At 47.7% G+C, this 19,451-nt stretch carries 16 protein-coding genes and 1 other annotated feature; all 16 genes read right to left on the reverse strand.

Translation table 11 applies throughout. The annotated features are described in order from the left end of the window. Position 1: 1 nt before the first annotated feature. Positions 2-1,144, reverse strand: a complete 1,143-nt coding sequence (gene yqeH, locus AB3Y94_RS03485; protein WP_125683282.1) for a ribosome biogenesis GTPase YqeH — start codon at positions 1,142-1,144, stop codon at positions 2-4. Then, entirely contained in the window at positions 1,125-1,667 is a 543-nt protein-coding gene (locus AB3Y94_RS03490; protein WP_125683280.1) for a YqeG family HAD IIIA-type phosphatase, read from the reverse strand. Before AB3Y94_RS03490 ends, yqeH begins: the two co-directional genes overlap by 20 nt. Before the next feature lie 191 nt (positions 1,668-1,858). Next, the gene (gene rplT, locus AB3Y94_RS03495) at positions 1,859-2,218 is read right to left on the reverse strand and encodes a 50S ribosomal protein L20 (protein WP_125575242.1); all 360 of its coding nucleotides are present in this window, start codon (positions 2,216-2,218) and stop codon (positions 1,859-1,861) included. A 69-nt stretch (positions 2,219-2,287) separates the two neighbouring features. Further along, positions 2,288-2,482 carry a 50S ribosomal protein L35 gene (gene rpmI / locus AB3Y94_RS03500; protein WP_125683278.1) on the reverse strand — a complete coding sequence of 65 codons (195 nt, stop codon included), beginning with the start codon at positions 2,480-2,482 and terminating at the stop codon, positions 2,288-2,290. 50 nt (positions 2,483-2,532) lie between these two features. Further along, positions 2,533-3,036 carry a translation initiation factor IF-3 gene (infC, locus tag AB3Y94_RS03505; RefSeq protein WP_125683392.1) on the reverse strand — a complete coding sequence of 168 codons (504 nt, stop codon included), beginning with the start codon at positions 3,034-3,036 and terminating at the stop codon, positions 2,533-2,535. Positions 3,037-3,094: 58 nt separating this feature from the next. Then, positions 3,095-3,236 (reverse strand) — a sequence feature (ribosomal protein L20 leader region). A gap of 440 nt (positions 3,237-3,676) precedes the next feature. Then, entirely contained in the window at positions 3,677-5,656 is a 1,980-nt protein-coding gene (gene thrS / locus AB3Y94_RS03510) for a threonine--tRNA ligase (RefSeq protein ID WP_367295113.1), read from the reverse strand. Between the two features lie 431 nt (positions 5,657-6,087). Next, positions 6,088-7,014 carry a primosomal protein DnaI gene (gene dnaI, locus AB3Y94_RS03515; RefSeq protein ID WP_125683274.1) on the reverse strand — a complete coding sequence of 309 codons (927 nt, stop codon included), beginning with the start codon at positions 7,012-7,014 and terminating at the stop codon, positions 6,088-6,090. Between the two features lie 3 nt (positions 7,015-7,017). Continuing rightward, the gene (locus AB3Y94_RS03520; protein ID WP_125683272.1) at positions 7,018-8,397 is read right to left on the reverse strand and encodes a replication initiation and membrane attachment family protein; all 1,380 of its coding nucleotides are present in this window, start codon (positions 8,395-8,397) and stop codon (positions 7,018-7,020) included. 3 nt (positions 8,398-8,400) lie between these two features. Then, the gene (gene nrdR / locus AB3Y94_RS03525) at positions 8,401-8,922 is read right to left on the reverse strand and encodes a transcriptional regulator NrdR (RefSeq protein WP_125683270.1); all 522 of its coding nucleotides are present in this window, start codon (positions 8,920-8,922) and stop codon (positions 8,401-8,403) included. Further along, positions 8,922-9,551, reverse strand: coding sequence for a dephospho-CoA kinase (coaE, locus tag AB3Y94_RS03530; RefSeq protein ID WP_125683268.1), 630 nt, complete (start codon positions 9,549-9,551; stop codon positions 8,922-8,924). The genes nrdR and coaE overlap by 1 nt, the downstream gene beginning before the upstream one ends. Continuing rightward, positions 9,544-10,404 (reverse strand): bifunctional DNA-formamidopyrimidine glycosylase/DNA-(apurinic or apyrimidinic site) lyase, encoded by an 861-nt coding sequence (mutM, locus tag AB3Y94_RS03535; protein ID WP_125683266.1) that lies wholly within the window; start codon positions 10,402-10,404, stop codon positions 9,544-9,546. The genes coaE and mutM overlap by 8 nt, the downstream gene beginning before the upstream one ends. 21 nt (positions 10,405-10,425) lie before the next feature. Beyond that, on the reverse strand, positions 10,426-13,092 hold the full coding sequence (gene polA, locus AB3Y94_RS03540) for a DNA polymerase I (RefSeq protein ID WP_125683263.1): 2,667 nt from the start codon (positions 13,090-13,092) through the stop codon (positions 10,426-10,428). Positions 13,093-13,452: 360 nt separating this feature from the next. Next, positions 13,453-14,157, reverse strand: a complete 705-nt coding sequence (locus AB3Y94_RS03545) for a Bax inhibitor-1/YccA family protein (protein ID WP_125683261.1) — start codon at positions 14,155-14,157, stop codon at positions 13,453-13,455. A gap of 165 nt (positions 14,158-14,322) precedes the next feature. Further along, positions 14,323-15,048, reverse strand: coding sequence for a nicotinamide riboside transporter PnuC (pnuC, locus tag AB3Y94_RS03550; protein WP_125683259.1), 726 nt, complete (start codon positions 15,046-15,048; stop codon positions 14,323-14,325). 142 nt (positions 15,049-15,190) lie between these two features. Further along, a complete protein-coding gene (murC, locus tag AB3Y94_RS03555) occupies positions 15,191-16,522 on the reverse strand; it encodes a UDP-N-acetylmuramate--L-alanine ligase (RefSeq protein WP_125683390.1) in 1,332 nt (443 codons plus the stop codon). 140 nt (positions 16,523-16,662) lie between these two features. Then, on the reverse strand, positions 16,663-19,449 hold the full coding sequence (locus AB3Y94_RS03560; RefSeq protein WP_367295114.1) for a DNA translocase FtsK: 2,787 nt from the start codon (positions 19,447-19,449) through the stop codon (positions 16,663-16,665). Positions 19,450-19,451 lie beyond the last annotated feature (2 nt).

Consider the following 19,451-nt stretch of genomic DNA (forward strand, 5'->3'; position numbering starts at 1 on the left):
TTTAAATCATTGCGCGACGTAGTAATACGCCAACACCGGCTGGTGCCCAGCCCGTCACATGTGCGTCGGCTGGAACGGTGATCCAACCCAATCCTTCAAAAACCAAATCACTCTTCATGGTGGTCTTGAATTCATGTGGCACTAACGGTGGGAAATCATCCATATTTTCGGCCCGTGGTGGTGTTAATAACTGTCCCAGTTGCCGTTCATAGAAATCATCCGCATTTTCCAATTTAGTCCGGTGAAGGTACAAATTATTTTCGAAGTACGCCGTAAATCCCGTCTTAGGACCCTTGGTGTAATCAAACCGCGCAACACCACCTAAGAACAAGGTTTGTTGTTCATTTAATTGGTAATTTTTAGGTTTGACAGGCTTCTGTGGCGTGACAATCTTCAGATCTTTACCATCAATGAAGTGCGCCATTTGTTGATTTTGAATAATCCCAGGAGTATCGACCAAGACGTGATCGTCATCCAAAGGTAATTCAATCTTGTCCAACGTGGTCCCGGGGAACCGGGAAGTCGTGATCAAATCCTTAACCCCAGTGTTTTGCCGGATAATTTGATTAATCAACGTTGACTTCCCAACATTAGTGACCCCAACCACGTACACATCACGGTCGCCCCGGTACTTATTGATCAACTGAAGCAGGCCATCAACGGACTGATTAGTCTTAGCACTCAACAGCGTCACATCAATTGGGCGTAACCCCTGTTCATTAGCCCGTTGACGCAGCCAATCCTGTAACTTACTGCGTTTTAAGGAGCGGGGTAGCAGGTCTTCCTTGTTCCCCACCAGTAAGATAGGATTGCTCCCAACGAACCGATGTAGACCAGGAATGACACTCCCATTGAAATCAAAGATGTCCACGACGTAAACAATCAGGGCGTTGGCGTCCTGAATCTGGGTCAATAGGTTCAAAAAGTCATCATCCGTTAAGCCAACGGGGACGATTTCGTTATAGTGACGCAACCGGAAGCACCGCTGACAATAGACCTCTTCCTTTTCCAATCCCTTATCTAATGCAGATTGCGGCGTGTAACCCGGTGCCGTCTTATCCGTCGTTTGAATCTCTGCACCACACCCAATACAGTGTAGTGGCTCACCGTCAATTAAGACGGGTTCAATGTCTTTGTCGTTCATCAAGATCCTCCTGCCAAGTTAATTCGGGATAGTCATGCCGTAAACGCCACATAACCACCTTTTCTAATAATCGATTACCTTTTGTGATCCACGCATCTGACTTTAAAATGGGCTTCACTAAAACGCTCCGGACACCACTATGGTGTGCTGCCCAGACGTCAGTCAACAGCTGATCACCCACCATGACCACCTCATCACGGCGTAGATGCCAACGATGAAGTGCGCGATTCAACCCCCATGGTAGTGGTTTTAACGCGCGATGAATGTAGGGCAACTCAAAAGGTGCCACGGCCCGATCGACCCGAGCACGACTGTTATTTGACACGACAATGACCTGAATATCAGCCATTTCGAGTAGTGTCAACCAGTGACGCAGTTCTGGTGTCCCATCCGGATTATTCCAGGCAATCAAGGTATTATCCAGGTCGGTCAACACCGCTCGGACCCCGTTTGCTTTTAGTTGCCCCGGTGTCAAATCGTATATGTTCGTAACCATCCACGTGGGTTTGAATCCAGAAACCATGCGGGTGACTGCCCCCCTTCGTCCTATTACCGTTACCGGCATGTCTAGCTTTTTATTATACGCAATCTAGGTCTATTTTACCACCAGGAACGGTTAGGTTTGCATGTCTAACTGAAATTGATCTTTGATTAAACCATTTCCTAGAATCTAAAAAAGACTCCGCATACGCGAAGTCTTTTCCAATCGACTGATTAAGCAGCCAAAGCTTCCTTAGCTTGGTCAGCTAAAGCCTTGAATGCAGCAGCATCGTTCACTGCTAAGTCGGCTAACATCTTACGGTTTACGTCGATGTTGGCTAACTTCAAACCGTGCATCAACTTGCTGTAGCTCAGACCGTTCATCCGGGCTGCGGCGTTGATCCGGGCAATCCAGAGCTTCCGGAAGTTACGCTTAGTGGCTTTACGGTCACGGAAGGCGTATTGACGACCCTTCATGACTTGGTCCTTAGCAACCTTGAATAAACGGTGCTTTGAACCACGGTAACCCTTAGCTAACTTTAAAACTTTCTTACGACGTGCGCGTGTAACAGTACCGCCTTTAACTCGTGGCATAATCTTTTCCTCCTAAATCAATTCAAACATTATGTCGACTCTTCGTCGACCCGAAAATTGGTGACCCGCTTACTTTTGTAACAGAGAACGGTAAGTCTTGATGGTCGTTTCGTTCATCATCCGGGTACCACGAAGGTTCCGGCGTTGCTTCTTGGTCTTACCGTGGAAACGGTGAGACGTGTAAGCGTTGGCACTCTTGATACCGCCCTTGGCAGTTACTCTGAAACGCTTAGCTGCGGCGCGGTTAGTCTTCATCTTTGGCATAATACGAAATATCCTCCTTAAATCGGTAGCCGAAGCTACCACAATCAACTCTACTTATTCTCAGCGATGGGCGAAAGCATCAAGAACATGCTCCGACCGTCCATCTTTGGTCGTTGTTCAACGGTAGCGACATCAGAAGTTTCCTGAGCCATTCGGTTGAGCACCTCACGACCAATGTCTTTATGAGTGATGGCCCGACCCTTAAACCGAATCGATACACGAACCTTTTCACCCTTAGCCAAGAACTTTTTAGCGTTCTTTAACTTGGTATTAAAGTCGTTGGTATCAATCGTAGGACTTAACCGTACTTCTTTGACACTGATCACTTTTTGCTTCTTACGAGCTTCGCGTTGCTTCTTTTGCAACTCAAAGCGGTATTTCCCGTAGTCCATAATCCGGGCTACTGGTGGCTTAGCTTTCGGTGCAACCAAAACTAAATCGAGGTTTGCTTCTTCAGCAATTTTTAAAGCTTCGCTTTTAGACTTGATCCCCAATTGTTCACCGTCGCCGGCAATCAATCGAACCTCACGTGCGCGAATCCCCTCGTTGACAATCGTGTCGTTTGCTATGGTAATCCACCTCCAAAAAATTCTCGAGAACTGCAGAAATCTCACTCACAAAAAAATGCGGGAACCTCTGATCAACAATCAAACGGCTCCCGCATGAAATCCAACTAAAATAGTCGAACTAACGTGCATATCCAGCCCAGCAGCGTTAGCCACAGGGCGAGAAGCGGAAGCCTCTGCTTAATTTCTCAACTTATTTATCATACCAGCTAACTGGTTACCTGTCAACGGGCATTTCCAAATACTTACAGAAAGACCCGTTAAATTTCACCAGGACCCTCTATCAGGTGTCCAACCAGGCTACTGCTCGGATTTAACACCAAGTATCTCATTACGGTGATCGAAGCGATTGATCACAATAACCAAGACCACGATCACAAATTCAATCGCATAACAGAGTAAAGCGTAACACAGATTGTTTAATCGCTCTAGTCCCCTTTAAAGACTAACAAACCGGGATTGCCATGGTCGACAACCCCGTTTGGAATATATCATCGATTTAACCTTGGAATCTACCTAAACAAAACCAGCCACCTCGAACGCAATCGAAGGTGGCTGGAAGAAATCTATTTACTTGTTTATATAATAGGAAGGAAGTAGTTTTTACATGTAGTTAGTTAGCAAGTAATTAGTTTTCCAATTTTTGTTCAACGGCGCTTTCTTCGGCGTCAGCATCACGACTGTAAGAAGCAATGTCAGCTAAGACTTGCTTAACGAAAGCATCGCTACTTTCGGAAACAGAGTCTTCTTCACCGTACTTACGTACAGAAACACTACCGTTATTCATTTCGTCGTCACCAACAACCAACGTGTATGGAATCTTGTGCGTTTGAGCATCCCGAATCAGGTAGCCCATCTTTTCACCACGCTTGTCGACGTTGACCCGAACATCAGCAGCCTTCAATTCAGCAGCCAGCTTGTCAGCGTATGCCCCGTTCTTTTGTTCAGAGACTGGGATAATCGTAACTTGCTTAGGAGCTAACCAGGTTGGGAAGGCACCCTTGTAGATTTCCGTCAGGTAGGCAACGAAACGTTCCATCGTTGAAACTAACCCACGGTGAATCATAACTGGACGGTGTTCTTCACCATCGGCACCAACATAGTGTAAGTCGAAGCGTTCTGGCATCATGAAGTCTAATTGGATAGTTGATAACGTTTCTTCGTTACCCAAGGCAGTCTTCGTTTGTACATCCAACTTAGGACCGTAGAATGCGGCTTCACCTTCAGCTTCAACATAGTCAAAGCCTAATTCGTCCATGGCACCCTTCAACATAGCTTGTGCCTTGTTCCACATTTCATCGTCATCGAAGTACTTTTCAGTGTTCTTAGGGTCACGGTAGCTCAGACGGAAAGTGTAGTCCTTGATGTCAAAGTCATCGTAAACCTTAACCATCAACCGTAAGATACTCTTGAATTCTTCTTGAATTTGATCAGGAGCAACGAACGTGTGACCATCGTTCAACGTCATTTCACGAACACGTTGCAAACCACTCAGAGCACCAGACTTTTCGTAACGGTGCATCATCCCTAATTCAGCGATCCGCATTGGTAATTCACGGTAAGAACGGATGTGGTGGTTGTAAATTTGAATATGGCTAGGGCAGTTCATTGGCCGTAATTCAAGTTCTTCGCCATCACCCATATCCATTGGTGGGAACATGTCTTCACGGTAGTGAGCCCAGTGACCTGATTGCTTGTAAAGATCAAGGTTAGCTAAGACTGGCGTGTAAACGTGTTGGTAACCGTTAGCAACTTCTTTGTCAATGATGTAACGTTCAATCACACGACGGATAGTTGCACCGTTTGGCATCCAGTATGGTAAGCCGGCACCAACTTTAGGATCAACGAAGAACAGATCCAATTGGTTCCCGATAACCCGGTGGTCACGTTCACGTGCTTCTTGGCGCTTCTTCAAATCTTCATCTAAATCAGCTTGGTTGTAGAAAGCAGTCCCGTAAATCCGTTGTAACATTGGGTTTGAAGACTTGCCTTGCCAATAGGCACCAGCAACTGAGAGGAACTTGAAGTGCTTAACGTCGCCAGTGTTTACTAATTGGGCACCGTCACTAAGTACTTGGTATTCACCGATTTGGAGGAAGGAAACTTCGTCGCCATCGATGGCTTTAATTAATTCTGAACTGTATTGGTCGCCCTTTACTGAAGCTAAGGCGTCATCCTTGCTTAAGGAGATCCGCTTGATGTCTAACTTGTCAGACACCAGCTTTTCAACGATAACGGCTAAGGAGTCTAATTCATCAACACTAACTTGTTGTTCGTCCTTGTCGGTATCAACGTAGAACCCATCTTCGTCGGCACTAACTTCACCTAAACGAATAGCTGGGAATGCTTTCTTTAACGCGATCCGTAATAAGGCAGCGGTTGTGTTCCGTAAAACAGCTAAGCCTTCAGCATCCTTCTTGGTGACGATTTCGATGCTCCCATCATCAGAAAGTGGTGCTAAGTAATCAACCAGCTTGCCGTTAAATTTAGCGGCAACAGCTTCTTTTGCTAAACTGATGGAAATTGACTTTGCGACATCTGCTGCGGATGAGCCAGCTGGGAATGCCTTTACTTTACCATCAGGGAACTTAATAGAAATATCTGCCATAATACATGATCTCCTTCTTGTTATGATTTTGGGGGAAAGAACGAAAAAGTCCCCAGTATCATCATAGATACTGGGGACGTCGTAACGTGGTTCCACCCGATTTTTCCACAGAACTAAGTTCCATGGACTCAACTCGTTAATAACGGAACGACCCGACCGGAAATTTCCTCCCGATAGCTAGAGAATGGTAATAATCATCAGCACACGAGCCGGCTTCCAAGCAAGACCAACTCTTCCTGTGAGTGCTAAGTGGTTATTGTGTTTCTCATCACCGCTTCAATACATACAGTAAACACCATTCTAGAATTATTGTCAAGGACAATATTAAAATAAATTGTGAAAATTTTTAATTAACCATTCGTTCACAATGGCAAACCATTACGGCACCATGGTTTTAGCACAAGGTAAGTTCATCCCCGATATAACGGAATTTATTGTGGTCGGCGGTTAACTCCCACCATTGTGATTTCTCGTGCTAAGAACCGAATTCGCTGCATCAAACGCTGCGCTTTCAAGGGTTCATCGTCCCCTCGCGTCGAAATTCTTAGATGCTCTTTCTCTAACTGAGCCATCGAAAAATTCGAGCTGAAAAAGGTTGGCAGCTCCTCCTGCATCCGATATTCCAGGATAACGCCTAAGACATCATCGCGAACCCAGGCCGACATAGCGTCCGCCCCAATATCATCAACCATCAAGATAGGGGCCCGCTTCAAAGCATCTAGCTTGTCTGCTACCCCATTCTGGGCGATGGCATTCTTCATCTCCACCGCAAAGCTAGGGAAATGAACTAACGTGGTGGAAAATCCATCAGCCGCTAATTGATTGGCAACGGCGGCCAGCAAATACGTCTTTCCAACGCCAAAACTACCAGCTAAATAAAGTGCCTGGTGTCGCCGTTTCGGACTGGCTTCATAGGCATCCACAAAATCTAATGCGGCCATTAAAGCCTCCGCGCGATCAGAATCCTGGTCAAAATTATCTAGACTTGCCTCACGAATACTCTTAGGCATGGCAATCGACTTCACTCGCTGACGAAGCTGTTGCTGGGCTTGCTTTTCTTGTGTCGCCGCCGTTGGAACATAGGCCACATCGATCAAATGATTGGAGACAATTAACTGCGGTTCATAACCAGTTGCAAAAGTGGTCCCACCCTTAGCCAATTTTTCACGTTCCGAAACGAATTCATAGAGTTTAGCAGCGGACCGGGTCAGAACGTCCTCAGTTAATTCTTCCTTGTGGGCCTGATAAAAGGCTGTCACCTTAGGGTCGTCGTAGACCTTAGCCATCAATTGCCGATAGTTGTCGTTCAAATGACGAGAATTCATCAATTGTTGCATGGTTTTACTGAGATCCTCCATCGCTTATTCCTCCTTCCCTTGTGCGTTACGATCTTTGAGTTTTGCGATTCGTGCCTGTAATTGGGTTTGCTGTTCCGGCGTCAGCTTCGCCGTTGCCGTCTCTTCATTTGCGGCGGGTTTCTTAGCCCAATCCGGCAAAGTCTCCTTAACGGTTGACTGCCGGGGCCGGGATTGGCGTGGCTTACGTGCGGCCTGCTGTCGTTCACGAATCTTCTGAATCGCCAACTGCGGCGTCGTAATCTTAGACCGACTCCAATCATTCGCAATCGTATCCAGTAGATTCTTGTTCAGGGTTGGCCGGTCCTCGTCTACCAAGACGTGGTAAATCATTAAATTCAAGACGGCTTCTGGGAACAACTGTCGGCTGACTAAATCACGAACGATCCGTTGTTCCCCATCCGTGACATACCCCCCGTTCTTTTGCTTGATGGCCTGCAAAAAGACTGCGGGTGCTGTCTTGCTAGCAACCTGGAGTAAAGCCTGTTCGGCAGAGTTTGCCCGGGATACCTGACTCGCTGGCTGAGCTGCCGGCGTGGCCTGAGTGCCCATAGCAGCTGCCGTCACCCCTCGATGCTGCTGCCCAAAGTGCTGAGCAATAATCCGTTTAAACTGTTCGGCATTAAATTGATTGGTAGCCAGATCCGTTGCCTCTCCGACGTAACGGGCCATTGTAACCTCGTCCAGGCCATAGGTGGCATGCTCAGTCAAAAGTAACTGACGTTGTCCGCGCAATGCCTGGGTTTCGATGAATGAATGTTCTAGAATTTCACCTAAGAGTTTGAAATCAAAATCCTCATCCTGCGTGGGTAAAATTGCCGGAGCCGCACTGCTCGTCGGTAGTGTTTCTCGAGTAGCCGTAATTGCAGCCGGCAAGCGACTGAGTTCCTGTCCGTCGACATGAAAAACATCCAAAAAGTTTTTGGTGATGTCTTGCTCATCATTAGCTGGCAGCGGTTTAGACGTCGTATTGGTAACGAGCGTGCGATACAACTCTTCACCCACAACCCCTAAAAGCTGCACACTGAGAAGATCATCCTTGAAAAAGTCCACTGGTAACAAGGGCGCGTGCAACTCGTAGGTAAAACTCGTCAGTTCATCACGCGTCTTGTAAGTTGTCACCAAGAGTCCGGTCGCTTCCAACCGCAATCGTGCCTGATAAAAATTTGCCAGGTCCATCCCGAGTAAGCCTAAAATCGTGGCATGTCGCTTATAATTAGACCGTTCAGGGAGCCAAAAAAGGGCCGAGTAGAGCCCCGCGGCACTCGGTCCAATAATCGGCTGGTAAAGCTGCGTCAAAGTTTGCCAACTTTGATCGGTCAACCGGTCTGCCAACCGAACCAAAAAGCCGGTCTTTGGTTGCAACTGGTGCCAGGAATCCTCCATGCCTTATTTCGCCTCACTTTGGTGGTTCGTTCGTTTTTTACTTGAATCCTTTTCTTTAGTCGCTTTAATCTTATCCTTGTCTAGCATGTCCTTTAATTCATTAAAGAAGACACCAGTATCCTTGAATTGCCGATAGACACTAGCAAATCGGATATAGGCAATCTCATCGACATCCACTAACCGGTTCATCACATATTCCCCGATTAACTGACTTGAAATTTCGTTGACGCCCAGCGCCCGAATCTTGTTTTCAACCTCATCGACAACGTTCGTCATAACGTCCATGCCGACTGGTCGCTTTTCTGCTGAACGAATAATCCCTCGCAAAATCTTTTCGCGGTTGAACTCTTCACGAGTCCCATTCTTCTTGATCACCAACAACGGCGTCACTTCGACCCGTTCAAACGTCGTGAAACGAAAGCCGCAGCTCTCACACTCCCGGCGCCGGCGAATAACTCGTCCGTCGTCTGTGGGCCGGCTATCGACGACCCGCGATCCATTATGATGACAGTGCGGACACTGCATTATTGGTCACCTCGTTTAATTTGTTGACTTTTTCCAAAATTGTTCGTGTCAAGCCATTTTACCACTTGTTGTAACGTTTGGGCAATCGTTCCCCCGTTATCAATAACAACGGTAGCGCGGGCAATCTTTTCCTCAATGGGCCATTGTCGCGCCATACGGGCCTGAGCATCCACTGCAGAGAGGTGATTCCTAGCCATTAACCGTTGCTGTTGTGTGACTGAGTCCGTAGCTACCACTAGAATATGGTCGACGAGGTCTACCAAGTAACCCACCTCAAAAAGGGTCGGGGCATCAATCACGACAACAGGCGCCTTAGCCGCACGATAGACAGCCAATTGGCGTTGAATCTCAGCTTGAATCCGTGGCGTCGTGATGCTTTCTAGTTGGTGCAGTTGTTCGGGATCATGAAAGACAAGTTGGCCCAATTTCTGCCGGTCCAACGCACCATCGTGAATAAATTCAGCACCAAAAGCCTGTTCAATTCGACTAAGTCCTGGCGTCCCAGGTGCCACCACTTGGCGGGCAATCACATCCGCATCAATAATCGGCAGTCCTGCCTCACGTAACCAGGTACTGACCGTCGATTTACCCGTCGCAATGCCACCGGTCAGCCCCCAGATTTCACTCATCGGTTACCGCCTCTAAAGCTTCAGGTGGCAGTGGCTGGCAATGTGGACAGTAGTGCGTACCACGTTGAGCCACCTTGATTTTAACCAGTTCAGTTCCACAACGTTCGCAGGCTTCGCCCTCTCGGCCATAAACATGAAGCTGATTTTGAAACTGACCGGCCTCACCAAAAGCGGTCGAAAATGAATGCACGGTTGTTCCGTGTCCCTGAATTGCCATGGCCAATTCTTGAATGATGTTTTCCCGTAAGGTTTCCAATTGTGCATTCGTCAATTCATCGACTGGCGTCAATGGATTAATTTTGGATAACCAGAGGACTTCATCCGCATAAATATTGCCCAAACCAGCAATTTTCGTTTGATCCAGCAAAAATGGTTTCACAATTTTGTGAGACTTACCAAAAATCGTCTGCATGTAAGCCAGCGTTAACGAGTCCTCAGTCGGTTCTGGCCCTAACTTGCCTAACGATGGCAGAGCCGTTTCCTCAGTACCAGTCGGCACTAGGCGCATCCGACCAAACTTCCGGGTATCGGTATAGCGAAGCTCACGATTGTCCGTCAAATGAAAAACCACGTGGGTGTGCTTCAAAACCGGGCTACCCTCCGGCTGGACATCATACTTTCCTTCCATCCGCAGGTGTGAAACCAGTGTTAGGTCACCACTAAATCGAAAGAGGAGATACTTTCCCCGTCGATCAATTCGCTCAATCTTTCTGCCAATTAACTCCACGGTAAACACCTCGGCTTCAGGTGTCACCATCTTACGATAAAAAACCTCAACGTGATCAATCGTGGCCCCCTCAACTAGGCGGGTCAACCCCCGTCGAACTGTTTCAACTTCAGGTAATTCTGGCATACTGACCTCTCCTTTTACCGACTATTTAGCGTCATACCAGGTTGGTCCGTAATGACTTTCCACCTTCAACGGAATTTCTAAGTCAATGGCAGAGTCCATCACACTGGGCACCAATTTGGCCAGCGTTTCAATTTCTTCAGCTGGTGCTTCAAAAATCAACTCATCATGAACCTGTAGCAACATGGTAGCTTGTAGCTTCTTTTCCTTTAAGGCCGCTTCCATCCGGATCATAGCAATCTTAATAATATCAGCTGCACTCCCCTGAATTGGCGTGTTCATCGCCGTCCGTTCAGCAAAAGAACGCTGATTAAAGTTGCGGGAATTGATGTCCGGTAAATACCGCCGCCGGTGCGCAATCGTTTCTACATACCCAAGTTCGTGGGCTTGTTGGACCATTCGCTCCGTGTACGCCTTAACCCCAGGGTACTCCTCAAAGTAGGTGTCAATAAAGTTCTTGGCCTGTTTACGTGAAATACCAATATTTTGTGACAATCCAAAGTCGCTGATACCATAGACAATTCCAAAATTCACGGCCTTGGCCTGCCGCCGAATATTCGGTGTAACTTCTTCGTCCGGCCCCATCTTGAAGATTCGACGCGCAGTAGCGGCATGAATATCTTGACCCTCGCGGAAGGCCTCCTGCATATTGGCGTCGTGACTCATATGAGCTAGCACCCGCAATTCAATTTGCGAGTAGTCAGAAGAAAAGATTTCCCAATCAGGGTGCCGGGGGACAAACGCCTTACGAATGGCTCGCCCCTCTTCATTGCGCACTGGAATGTTTTGCAGATTAGGATCAACGGATGATAGCCGCCCCGTCTGCGTCAACGTTTGAAGGTACCGCGTGTGAACCTTATGGTCATCCGGATGAATCACCTTCAACAATCCTTCAACGTAGGTGGACTGAATCTTCGCAATCTTCCGGTAGCGTAAAATATTTTCAGCGATAGGTGCCTCAGCTGCTAGTTTTTCCAGAACACCAACGGCCGTAGAATAACCTGTCTTGGTCTTCTTGATAACGGGTAACCCCATCTTCTCGAACAAGATGTGCCCCAGTTGCTTAGGTGAGCCAATATTAAACTCTTCGCCCGCTTCGTTGTAAATGGTCTGTTCAATTTCAGCCAACTGTTCCGTGAATTTGCTACCCATGGCCTCCAGTTCTGAGGCTTGAACCGTAATGCCGGCAACTTCCATTCGTGCCAAGACAAAGGCCATTGGCAATTCAATCTCACGGTAAAGTTTCGTCTGTTCATTTTCCTCTAGCCCTTTAAATAATTGCGGCCGCAACTGCTCAATGGCTCGGGTCTTCCGTGCTAGGTGCTTGAAGAAGACATCATCGTCATCGGGAATAGCCTCCTTAGCACCCTTCCCATAGACATCTTCGTCCGTAGCAACTTGGTGATAGCCATGTTCCATCGCAACTCGGCCCAAATCATTGCTATTGTCATAGGTGTTCAAAAGGTATGAACTCAGGAGTAGGTCAAAATCAACCCCTGCTAGAGTAATGCCTAAGCGTTGTAAAGCCACGTATGTCCGCTTGGCGTCAAAGACTTGTTTAGCAACCTTAGACGACTCTAAAAGCGTCTTTAAGGGTGCCTGCTGTAAGAGGCTGACATCTCGACTGACCCACCAATGATCTTCATTACCGATCGCGAATCCAGCCAAGTCCGCTAAATGATAATTATCGGCTAACATTTCTAAATAAAATTCACAACCACTCTCAAATGCTGGCAATTTCTGTAAATTGTCCGCCGTTAAGACCGTGTAAGTAATTTCTTCCAAACCTGGCGTTGCCGTTGGTGCCTCACCGTCAATGCTCATTTTGCTTAAAAATTGATTGAAGTTCATCCGTTGATAGAAGGCCACCAAACTGTCCGTATCATCTCCGGTGTAAACCAAGTCCTCAACGCGCTTGGCTACGGGCGCATCCCGTTTAATTGTGGCTAATTGTTTGGCTAGAAGTGCCTGGTCGTGGTCCTCAAGCAGATGTTCCTTTAGCTTCTTAGCGGTAATCTCATCAATATGATCATAGATGTTCTCGATGCTACCGTATTTGCCAACCAAATCAACGGCACGCTTAGGGCCAACACCAGCGACCCCTGGATAATTGTCAGAGTTATCCCCCTGTAACCCCTTGATGTCAATGATTTGCTCTGGCGTCACACCCATCTTTTCTTTCACGTAAGCGGGCGTGTAGTGTTCAATCTCACTAACACCTTTTTTGGAAATTGAAACTGTTGTATGTTCGTCAGCCAATTGCGTCAAGTCCCGGTCACCGGTCACGATGGTCGTGGTAAACCCATCTTCCTCAGCTTGACGAGCCAAGGTCCCGATGATGTCATCAGCTTCAAAGTCGGGCAATTCGTAGGTTTGGATGCCTCGTGCAGCCAAGAGTTCCTTAACGTAAGGGAACTGTTCCGAGAGTTCTGGTGCCGTCTTGGCCCGGCCACCCTTATAGTTGTCGTACATTTTTGTCCGAAACGTTGTCTTCCCCGCATCAAAAGCTACTAATGCGTGTGTGGGCTTGACCACATCTAACATCGTTTCCAGCATCGTATTGAAGCCGTAAATGGCGTTGGTATGGAGGCCCTCACTGTTGGTGAACTTCCCCAGTGCCGTGTATAGCGCGAAAAAAGCCTTAAAAGTGACACTGTTACCATCAATCAATAATAAACGTTTTTCCGCCATGTTCCGCTCCTTTCGAGTCATGCTAACCATGCTCGAGTATTCTAAGTCTATTTTACCAAAAAACTGTCCAAACCCGAAACAATAACGGGTAATCCGTTGGAAATTATGGTAGTGGGATAGCGTTTTTCACTCCTCCATTACCAAAAACTGATCACCTGAGATGCCGAATAATGCCGTTACCATCTATTAGCCAATGCCGATATGTTACCTAGCGTAGCCTAAATCCAGTCGTCACACCTGCCATTTCAGACACATTTAATCGTCATTTTCCGCCCCCACCTAACCAGCAGTATTGAGGGCGGTGAGAAAAAGAAAAAAGGAGCCGAGACAAGTGTCTCGACCCCTTAAGTTACCGGACGGTTAATCGTTGTTGCCGCCGAATATACCAAAGATTTGTAAGAGTTGTAAGAACAGGTTGACGAAGTCCAAATACAGTTGCAAGGCCCCGTTAACAGCTAAACCAGTGACAGAAACCTGATCGCCATACTTGAGGTACATCTGTTGCATCCGTTGCGTATCAAACGCCGTCAGAACGGAGAAGATAATCACAGCGACGAATGAAAAAATCAACGTTAAGAAACTGTTCTGTAAGAACATGTTGATGACCATCGCCACGATTAGTCCGATTAAAGCCGCTGTGGCCTGAGTCCCAAATTTACTGAGATCACGCTTCGTGAAGAGACCGATACCGGCCATGGTCACAAAGATAGCTGCCGCTGAGACAAACGCACTGGTCATGGCTTCCTTCGTAAAAATCAAGGAATACGTGGACACGACAGCCCCCGTCACGGCCGCATAAACGAAAAGCCCTACTAAAGCCACGGTTGGCCGTTTCATGGACTGTCCACTAATTACGAACGGTAGGATAAACCAAACAATGATTGGAATCCACAGGCTGCCACCGTGTAAGCTCTGCAAGAGAGTTACCTGCGTGGACATGTAAAACGCCGTCACAGCGGAGACCAACACGGCCGCACCCATCCAACCAAACATCTTGGTTAAAAAGCTATTAAGGCCGACCTCGGTGTTGACCGTCGTACGGGGTTGCTGATCAAAGTTGTTCATTGAAACGCTCCTTCTTTCAATCAATTCCCGACTTGGTCGCCACTAAAATCACAACCAGTTTCGGGGTTATTAGAGTATATTTTAACAAAACTAACCGTAAACACAAGTAATCAGTCGTCCTATCGTTAACTTTACCCTAATACCTTAGATTAACAGAAGCTAACCCTACTTACCGGCACCACCTTCATTATCAGCTTCCCCACTAGCCCAGACTTTGTTCGCATAGACAGCGTTAAATAGCAGGGCCAGTTGTAAGGCTACCTGAGAAAGACTGGCCCCCAATGTGCCAACTTGAGCAGTTCCCATCAGGGCCTGAGTGGTCAGAGCCCCCCAGTAGATGACGTTGGCAATATTGACGACGATCCACAGCGACCAGTTTTCCTTGAACTTCAGAATGTACAATAATTGCGCAATCAAGCTAACCACAAAATTAATGGAATCAAAGTATGGTAATTGGCCATGCAATAACGATAGGACGACCCAACCCACTAGCCAAGCAGCAAAGGCACCGGCGAAGATCCAGCGTTTTGTGGTTGGTTTAAACGACCGGGTTGCTTCGTCTTGCCCCCACATAACCCACCCAATGGGTTGTGAAATTACGTAAATGATGTCCATAGCAAAGGACCCATATGCGTGACTGATCCAGGCGATGTAAGTCATAGCGAGGCACTGGACTAACCCGAAAATAAAGGAAATCTTGCGGCCCTTCATCCCGTACACCAGACACAATACCCCAGCAACGCCTGAAATCATTCCAATAATGCTATCCGGTGCAATGAAATACACCACAATCTGTAAGAGAATCAGAACAATTACATAACTAATCTCAAACTTCTTCCAATTCGTAAACAGTTGGTTTTTTAACCAACTACCTTCTGTCTTTGTTTCCAAACGTAAACGCCCCCAAATATGTAATAAGCCCAAGCATACAACTCCGCAAAAAAAAGGCAATTCTTATCATACTAATTGAATCAGGACGTTCAATACAAAAACGCCGAACAACTAATTCGACTAGTTGTCCGACGTTCTAAATTTAGTTATCTTTTAAAGATAAGTGACTCAGTAGTTCTTCATAGGACCGTTCGTACTTTTGTACGTCTCCGGCACCCATGAAAACTACGACAGCATCATGGAAGTCCAACAATGGTGACATATTATCCACCGTCAGAATCTCGCCACCCTTGGCGATCTTTTGCGCAAGGTTCTTGCTTGAAACAGCCCCTTGTGTTTCACGAGCTGAACTGAAGATGTTGGTCAAAAAGACCTTGTCCGCCAGATTCAGGCTCTTAGCAAAATCATCCATCAACGCAATCGTCCGACTGAAAGTATGTGGCTGGAAGACTGCAATGATCTCTTTATCCGGATACTTTTGCCGAGCAGCGTCCAATGTGGCTTTGATTTCTGAAGGATGGTGCGCATAGTCATCAATGATGGTCATGTCAGCCACTTTCCGTTCAGTAAACCGACGCTTGACCCCCTTGAAGTCCAGGAGTTCGCGCTTGATTTCATTCATGTCGACCTTTTCAAAATAGGCAACAGCGATAACAGCCAAACTGTTCAACACATTGTGTTCACCGTACAAATGAATTTCAAAGTTACCTAAGGATTCATCCCCGTGCATTACATCAAATGACGAGCCAGTCGTTGAACGCTTGATATTAACAGCTTGGAAGTCGTCTCGTTCGCTAGTCCCATAGTAATAAACGGGGACATCCGTCTTGATCTTTCGTAACTCAGGATCATCTCCCCAAGCGAAGATACCCTTTTTAACCTGCTTAGACCACGTTTCAAATGCGTTAAAGACATCATCGATTCCGGTGTAGTAATCGGGATGATCAAAGTCAATGTTAGTCATAATTGCGTAGTCCGGCTTGGTGGCTAAGAAGTGACGCCGGTATTCATCCGCTTCGTAGACGAAGAAGCGGGCGTTAGGGGTTCCCTTACCACTCCCATCCCCAATCAAATAAGAGGTCGGCGCAATTCCACCCAACACATGAGCTAATAAACCGGTAGTGCTGGTCTTTCCATGAGCACCAGCGACACCAATACTGGTATAGCCTTCGATCAAATGGCCTAAGAATTCATGATACCGGTAGACGGGTAGACCCATCTCCCGGGCCTTCTTAATTTCAGGATGATCATCCGTAAAGGAGTTCCCCGCAATGACGGTGAGCCCTTCGTGAATATTGGCTTCATCGAACGCCATTACGTCGATGCCGGCCTGTTCCAAGCCACGTTGTGTAAACGTGTACTGGGTGATATCGGAGCCTTGTACTTTAAAACCCTTATCATGCAAAATCAGAGCGAGCGCACTCATCCCTGATCCCTTAATTCCTACGAAGTGGTAAACCGTTGCGTTGTCCATTAAATGATCCTCTTTTCTACTCAAGTAAAACCGAGGCGCAGTTTCCTCAGCCAGTCGAGTGATTACAATTCTTATTTTAGCATATCCCCTATCCCCGGAAAAGGATTCCTCAAGGATTGAGCCCGTGGCTTAACAATGACTTAATGGGTGCCCCCCGCATGAGGTTCAGGCAAATCCTTATCCAAATCTTCAGGTGTTAAATAAACTTCTCGAGGTTTTGACCCGTGTTGTGGGGACACATAGTGGTGTTGCTCCAAATCATCAATCAGGTTAGCCGCTCGATTATAGCCAATGGAAAAGACCCGTTGTAATTTCGAAGTTGAAACGGATTTTTCTGCCGCAATATAGGTTAAGACCTTTGGCAATAACTCATCTTGATTCTCTTCCGCCGTCTCTCGTTGCAACAGCCCTTTAGGCTCAAACGCGTAATGGGGTTGACCCTGGGTTCTGACGTAGTCGGTAATGGCATCCACTTCGGACTCTACAAATGCTCCTTGTAGACGCATCGGTTGACTGGCGCCGTTACCCAGATACAGCATATCTCCACGACCCAGCAGGTTTTCAGCCCCAGCCGTGTCCAAGATAGTCCGTGAATCAATCTGGCTTGAAACCATGAAGGCAATTCGTGTAGGAATGTTGTTCTTAATCGTTCCAGTCACGATATCAACACTTGGCCGTTGCGTGGCTACCAGTAAATGAATACCAGCTGCCCGCGCTTTCTGTGTGATTCGCACGATGTAATCCTGAACCTCGCTGGCTGCCATCATCATCAAGTCAGCTAATTCATCGATAATGATTACAATGTATGGCATCTTCAGCGCCGGCTCATCATTGGCATCCGCCCGGTCATTGAACTGTTCAATATTCCGAACTCCCGCTGCAGCAAGCTTTTCGTAGCGTTGATCCATTTCAGTCACGACCCATTTCAAAGCTGCCGCAGCCGCCTTGGGATCAGAAATAACTGGTGACAGTAAGTGTGGCAAGCCATCGTATGGCGCCATTTCAACGGCCTTAGGATCGATCAAGAGTAACTTGACCTGCGCCGGCGTGGCTTTATACAGAATCGACAATAGCAGTGAATTGATAAAGACACTCTTCCCGGACCCAGTGGCCCCGGCAATCAACCCATGCGGCATCTTTCGTAGATCCGTGACCTGTGGTTTACCAAAGAGGTCGACTCCTAACGCTACGGTCAACGGTGACTCACTATTCTTGAAGGCTGTGGAATTCAAAATTTCAGACAACATGACTGGTCGCGACTTCAGGTTAGGAATTTCAATGCCGACCGTGGTCTTCCCAGGAATCGGTGCTTCAATTCGAATATCCTTCGCTGCCAGGGCCAGCTTCAAATCATCATTCAAATTGGTGATTTTATTGACTTTAACTCCCAGTGCCAAACTAATTTGGAACTGCGTTACGGTTGGTCCAACCGTCCAATCGGTCACGTGTGCGTCCACGTGGAAGGCACTTAACGTGGCGTCTAGGACCTCAGCTTGGTGTTCGATCCATTCGTCTAAAGCCGCTTCGTCAGGTACTACGGGCTTAGGCAGGAGGTCAACATCAGGGAAATGGTAGCCCCGCGTCGTATCCAGCGGTTCTTCTTCAGATGTGGCGGCAACTTCTGGGCGATCAAAGAGTGCCAAACTCCGTTGATCATTGCCTTCCTCTTGCATGATATCGCCTAGTGAGTGGCCCAGTCCGCGGGCAGGTTTAGCCTTAGCCGCCTTGGGTGCTGGCTTTACAGATTCAGGCCGCGTATCCGCAGGCAAATCAACTTGCTCGGACGCATCCTTCGAAGCCACAGAGTCAGACGTATCGGTTTGATCATCCATAGCGCGGTTCAGCAATTCTTTGACCTCTTCCGGTTGAGCCGATGCATCTTCAGCCGATTTGTGGTCGGCATTGGTGGCCCCTTCGACATCAACTTCAGCATTGTCCTCATCATGAACTACCGGTTCAGCGTCTACTAAGTCAGAACTCTGATCATCAGCTGGGGCTTCTGGGGCTTCTGAGTCACTCATTTCGGTCTCTGAATCCGTTTCAGAGCTCTCCCCTACCCTAGTTTGCTTGTCGTCCACTGACGTTCCCACAGGCAAATAAGCGGCCTGCCGAGGGTCAACCGTCTCGTTCTTAGTCGCTGTTGATTCAGCCTTCAATGGGTGCTCATCCTGAGCTGAATCTTCCTCAGATAGCACCTCTTCAACGTCTCCAATGGTGGGACCCTCTGGCACTGACGGCTGACTCACAGTATCTGACGTGACTGCTTGATCAGCAGTGGCCGATACGTCGTCACTTGCGTCATCTGCCTGAACGGGTTCCTTAGCTGCGTGTTGTGGATAGAACACGACAGTTGGGGCAACCGGTGTCGCAACCTGATTCTCTTCCGGCACAGTTTCCGGCTGGTCAGCTACCGTTGCTGGCGCTGACTGGGTATCCGTCACCGTCAAGGTTCCCGGCGTGGTCACGGCCATCTCTCCTGGCTGACCAATCAGAAAGAAACTGTCAGCGGGTTTTTGAAGCTGCGCCACTAAATGCTGGTAACGTTGACGGGTCTTCGAAACCGACCGCTGCCGGTGCAGTTGCTTAGGAATCGGGGTAATTTGAAATGGCCGGTAGCTGGCACTGCCAGCTACTGGTTCCTTTTGGGCTTCTACGGGTTCAGCTGGCTTGCTAACGGTCGTTCGACTGGGACGTTGGTCACGAACTTCTGATTGTCCCTTAGTGACTGATTGCTTAGGTGTCGCGACCGGCTGGGTTGCCGCTTGTCGCTTCAGTTCCCGTTCCTTTCTGATGCGCAAGCGTTCGTTGCGTTGCTCGCGTTGTTTGACCTGCCGTTCTGCACGCTGGTCCATTGTATCTTCTAACTGTTCCGGGGTCGGTTCTACCGGAAACTTCCGGAAAAAGGCCGGTCCGTCATAGTGCTCCATGT

The organism is Levilactobacillus yonginensis (assembly GCF_964065165.1).
Taxonomy (GTDB): domain Bacteria; phylum Bacillota; class Bacilli; order Lactobacillales; family Lactobacillaceae; genus Levilactobacillus; species Levilactobacillus yonginensis_A.

Excerpts from the sequence above, each read along its gene's own strand:
- AB3Y94_RS03490 (WP_125683280.1), bottom strand. The coding sequence starts at position 1,667 with ATGGTTTCTGGATTCAAACCCACGTGGATGGTTACGAACATATACGAT.
- mutM (WP_125683266.1), bottom strand. The coding sequence starts at position 10,404 with ATGCCAGAATTACCTGAAGTTGAAACAGTTCGACGGGGGTTGACCCGC.
- rplT (WP_125575242.1), bottom strand. The coding sequence starts at position 2,218 with ATGCCACGAGTTAAAGGCGGTACTGTTACACGCGCACGTCGTAAGAAA.
- nrdR (WP_125683270.1), bottom strand. The coding sequence starts at position 8,922 with ATGCAGTGTCCGCACTGTCATCATAATGGATCGCGGGTCGTCGATAGC.
- AB3Y94_RS03560 (WP_367295114.1), bottom strand. The coding sequence starts at position 19,449 with ATGGAGCACTATGACGGACCGGCCTTTTTCCGGAAGTTTCCGGTAGAA.
- thrS (WP_367295113.1), bottom strand. The coding sequence starts at position 5,656 with ATGGCAGATATTTCTATTAAGTTCCCTGATGGTAAAGTAAAGGCATTC.
- dnaI (WP_125683274.1), bottom strand. The coding sequence starts at position 7,014 with ATGGAGGATCTCAGTAAAACCATGCAACAATTGATGAATTCTCGTCAT.
- murC (WP_125683390.1), bottom strand. The coding sequence starts at position 16,522 with ATGGACAACGCAACGGTTTACCACTTCGTAGGAATTAAGGGATCAGGG.
- AB3Y94_RS03545 (WP_125683261.1), bottom strand. The coding sequence starts at position 14,157 with ATGAACAACTTTGATCAGCAACCCCGTACGACGGTCAACACCGAGGTC.
- polA (WP_125683263.1), bottom strand. The coding sequence starts at position 13,092 with ATGGCGGAAAAACGTTTATTATTGATTGATGGTAACAGTGTCACTTTT.
- yqeH (WP_125683282.1), bottom strand. The coding sequence starts at position 1,144 with ATGAACGACAAAGACATTGAACCCGTCTTAATTGACGGTGAGCCACTA.
- coaE (WP_125683268.1), bottom strand. The coding sequence starts at position 9,551 with ATGAGTGAAATCTGGGGGCTGACCGGTGGCATTGCGACGGGTAAATCG.
- AB3Y94_RS03520 (WP_125683272.1), bottom strand. The coding sequence starts at position 8,397 with ATGGAGGATTCCTGGCACCAGTTGCAACCAAAGACCGGCTTTTTGGTT.
- rpmI (WP_125683278.1), bottom strand. The coding sequence starts at position 2,482 with ATGCCAAAGATGAAGACTAACCGCGCCGCAGCTAAGCGTTTCAGAGTA.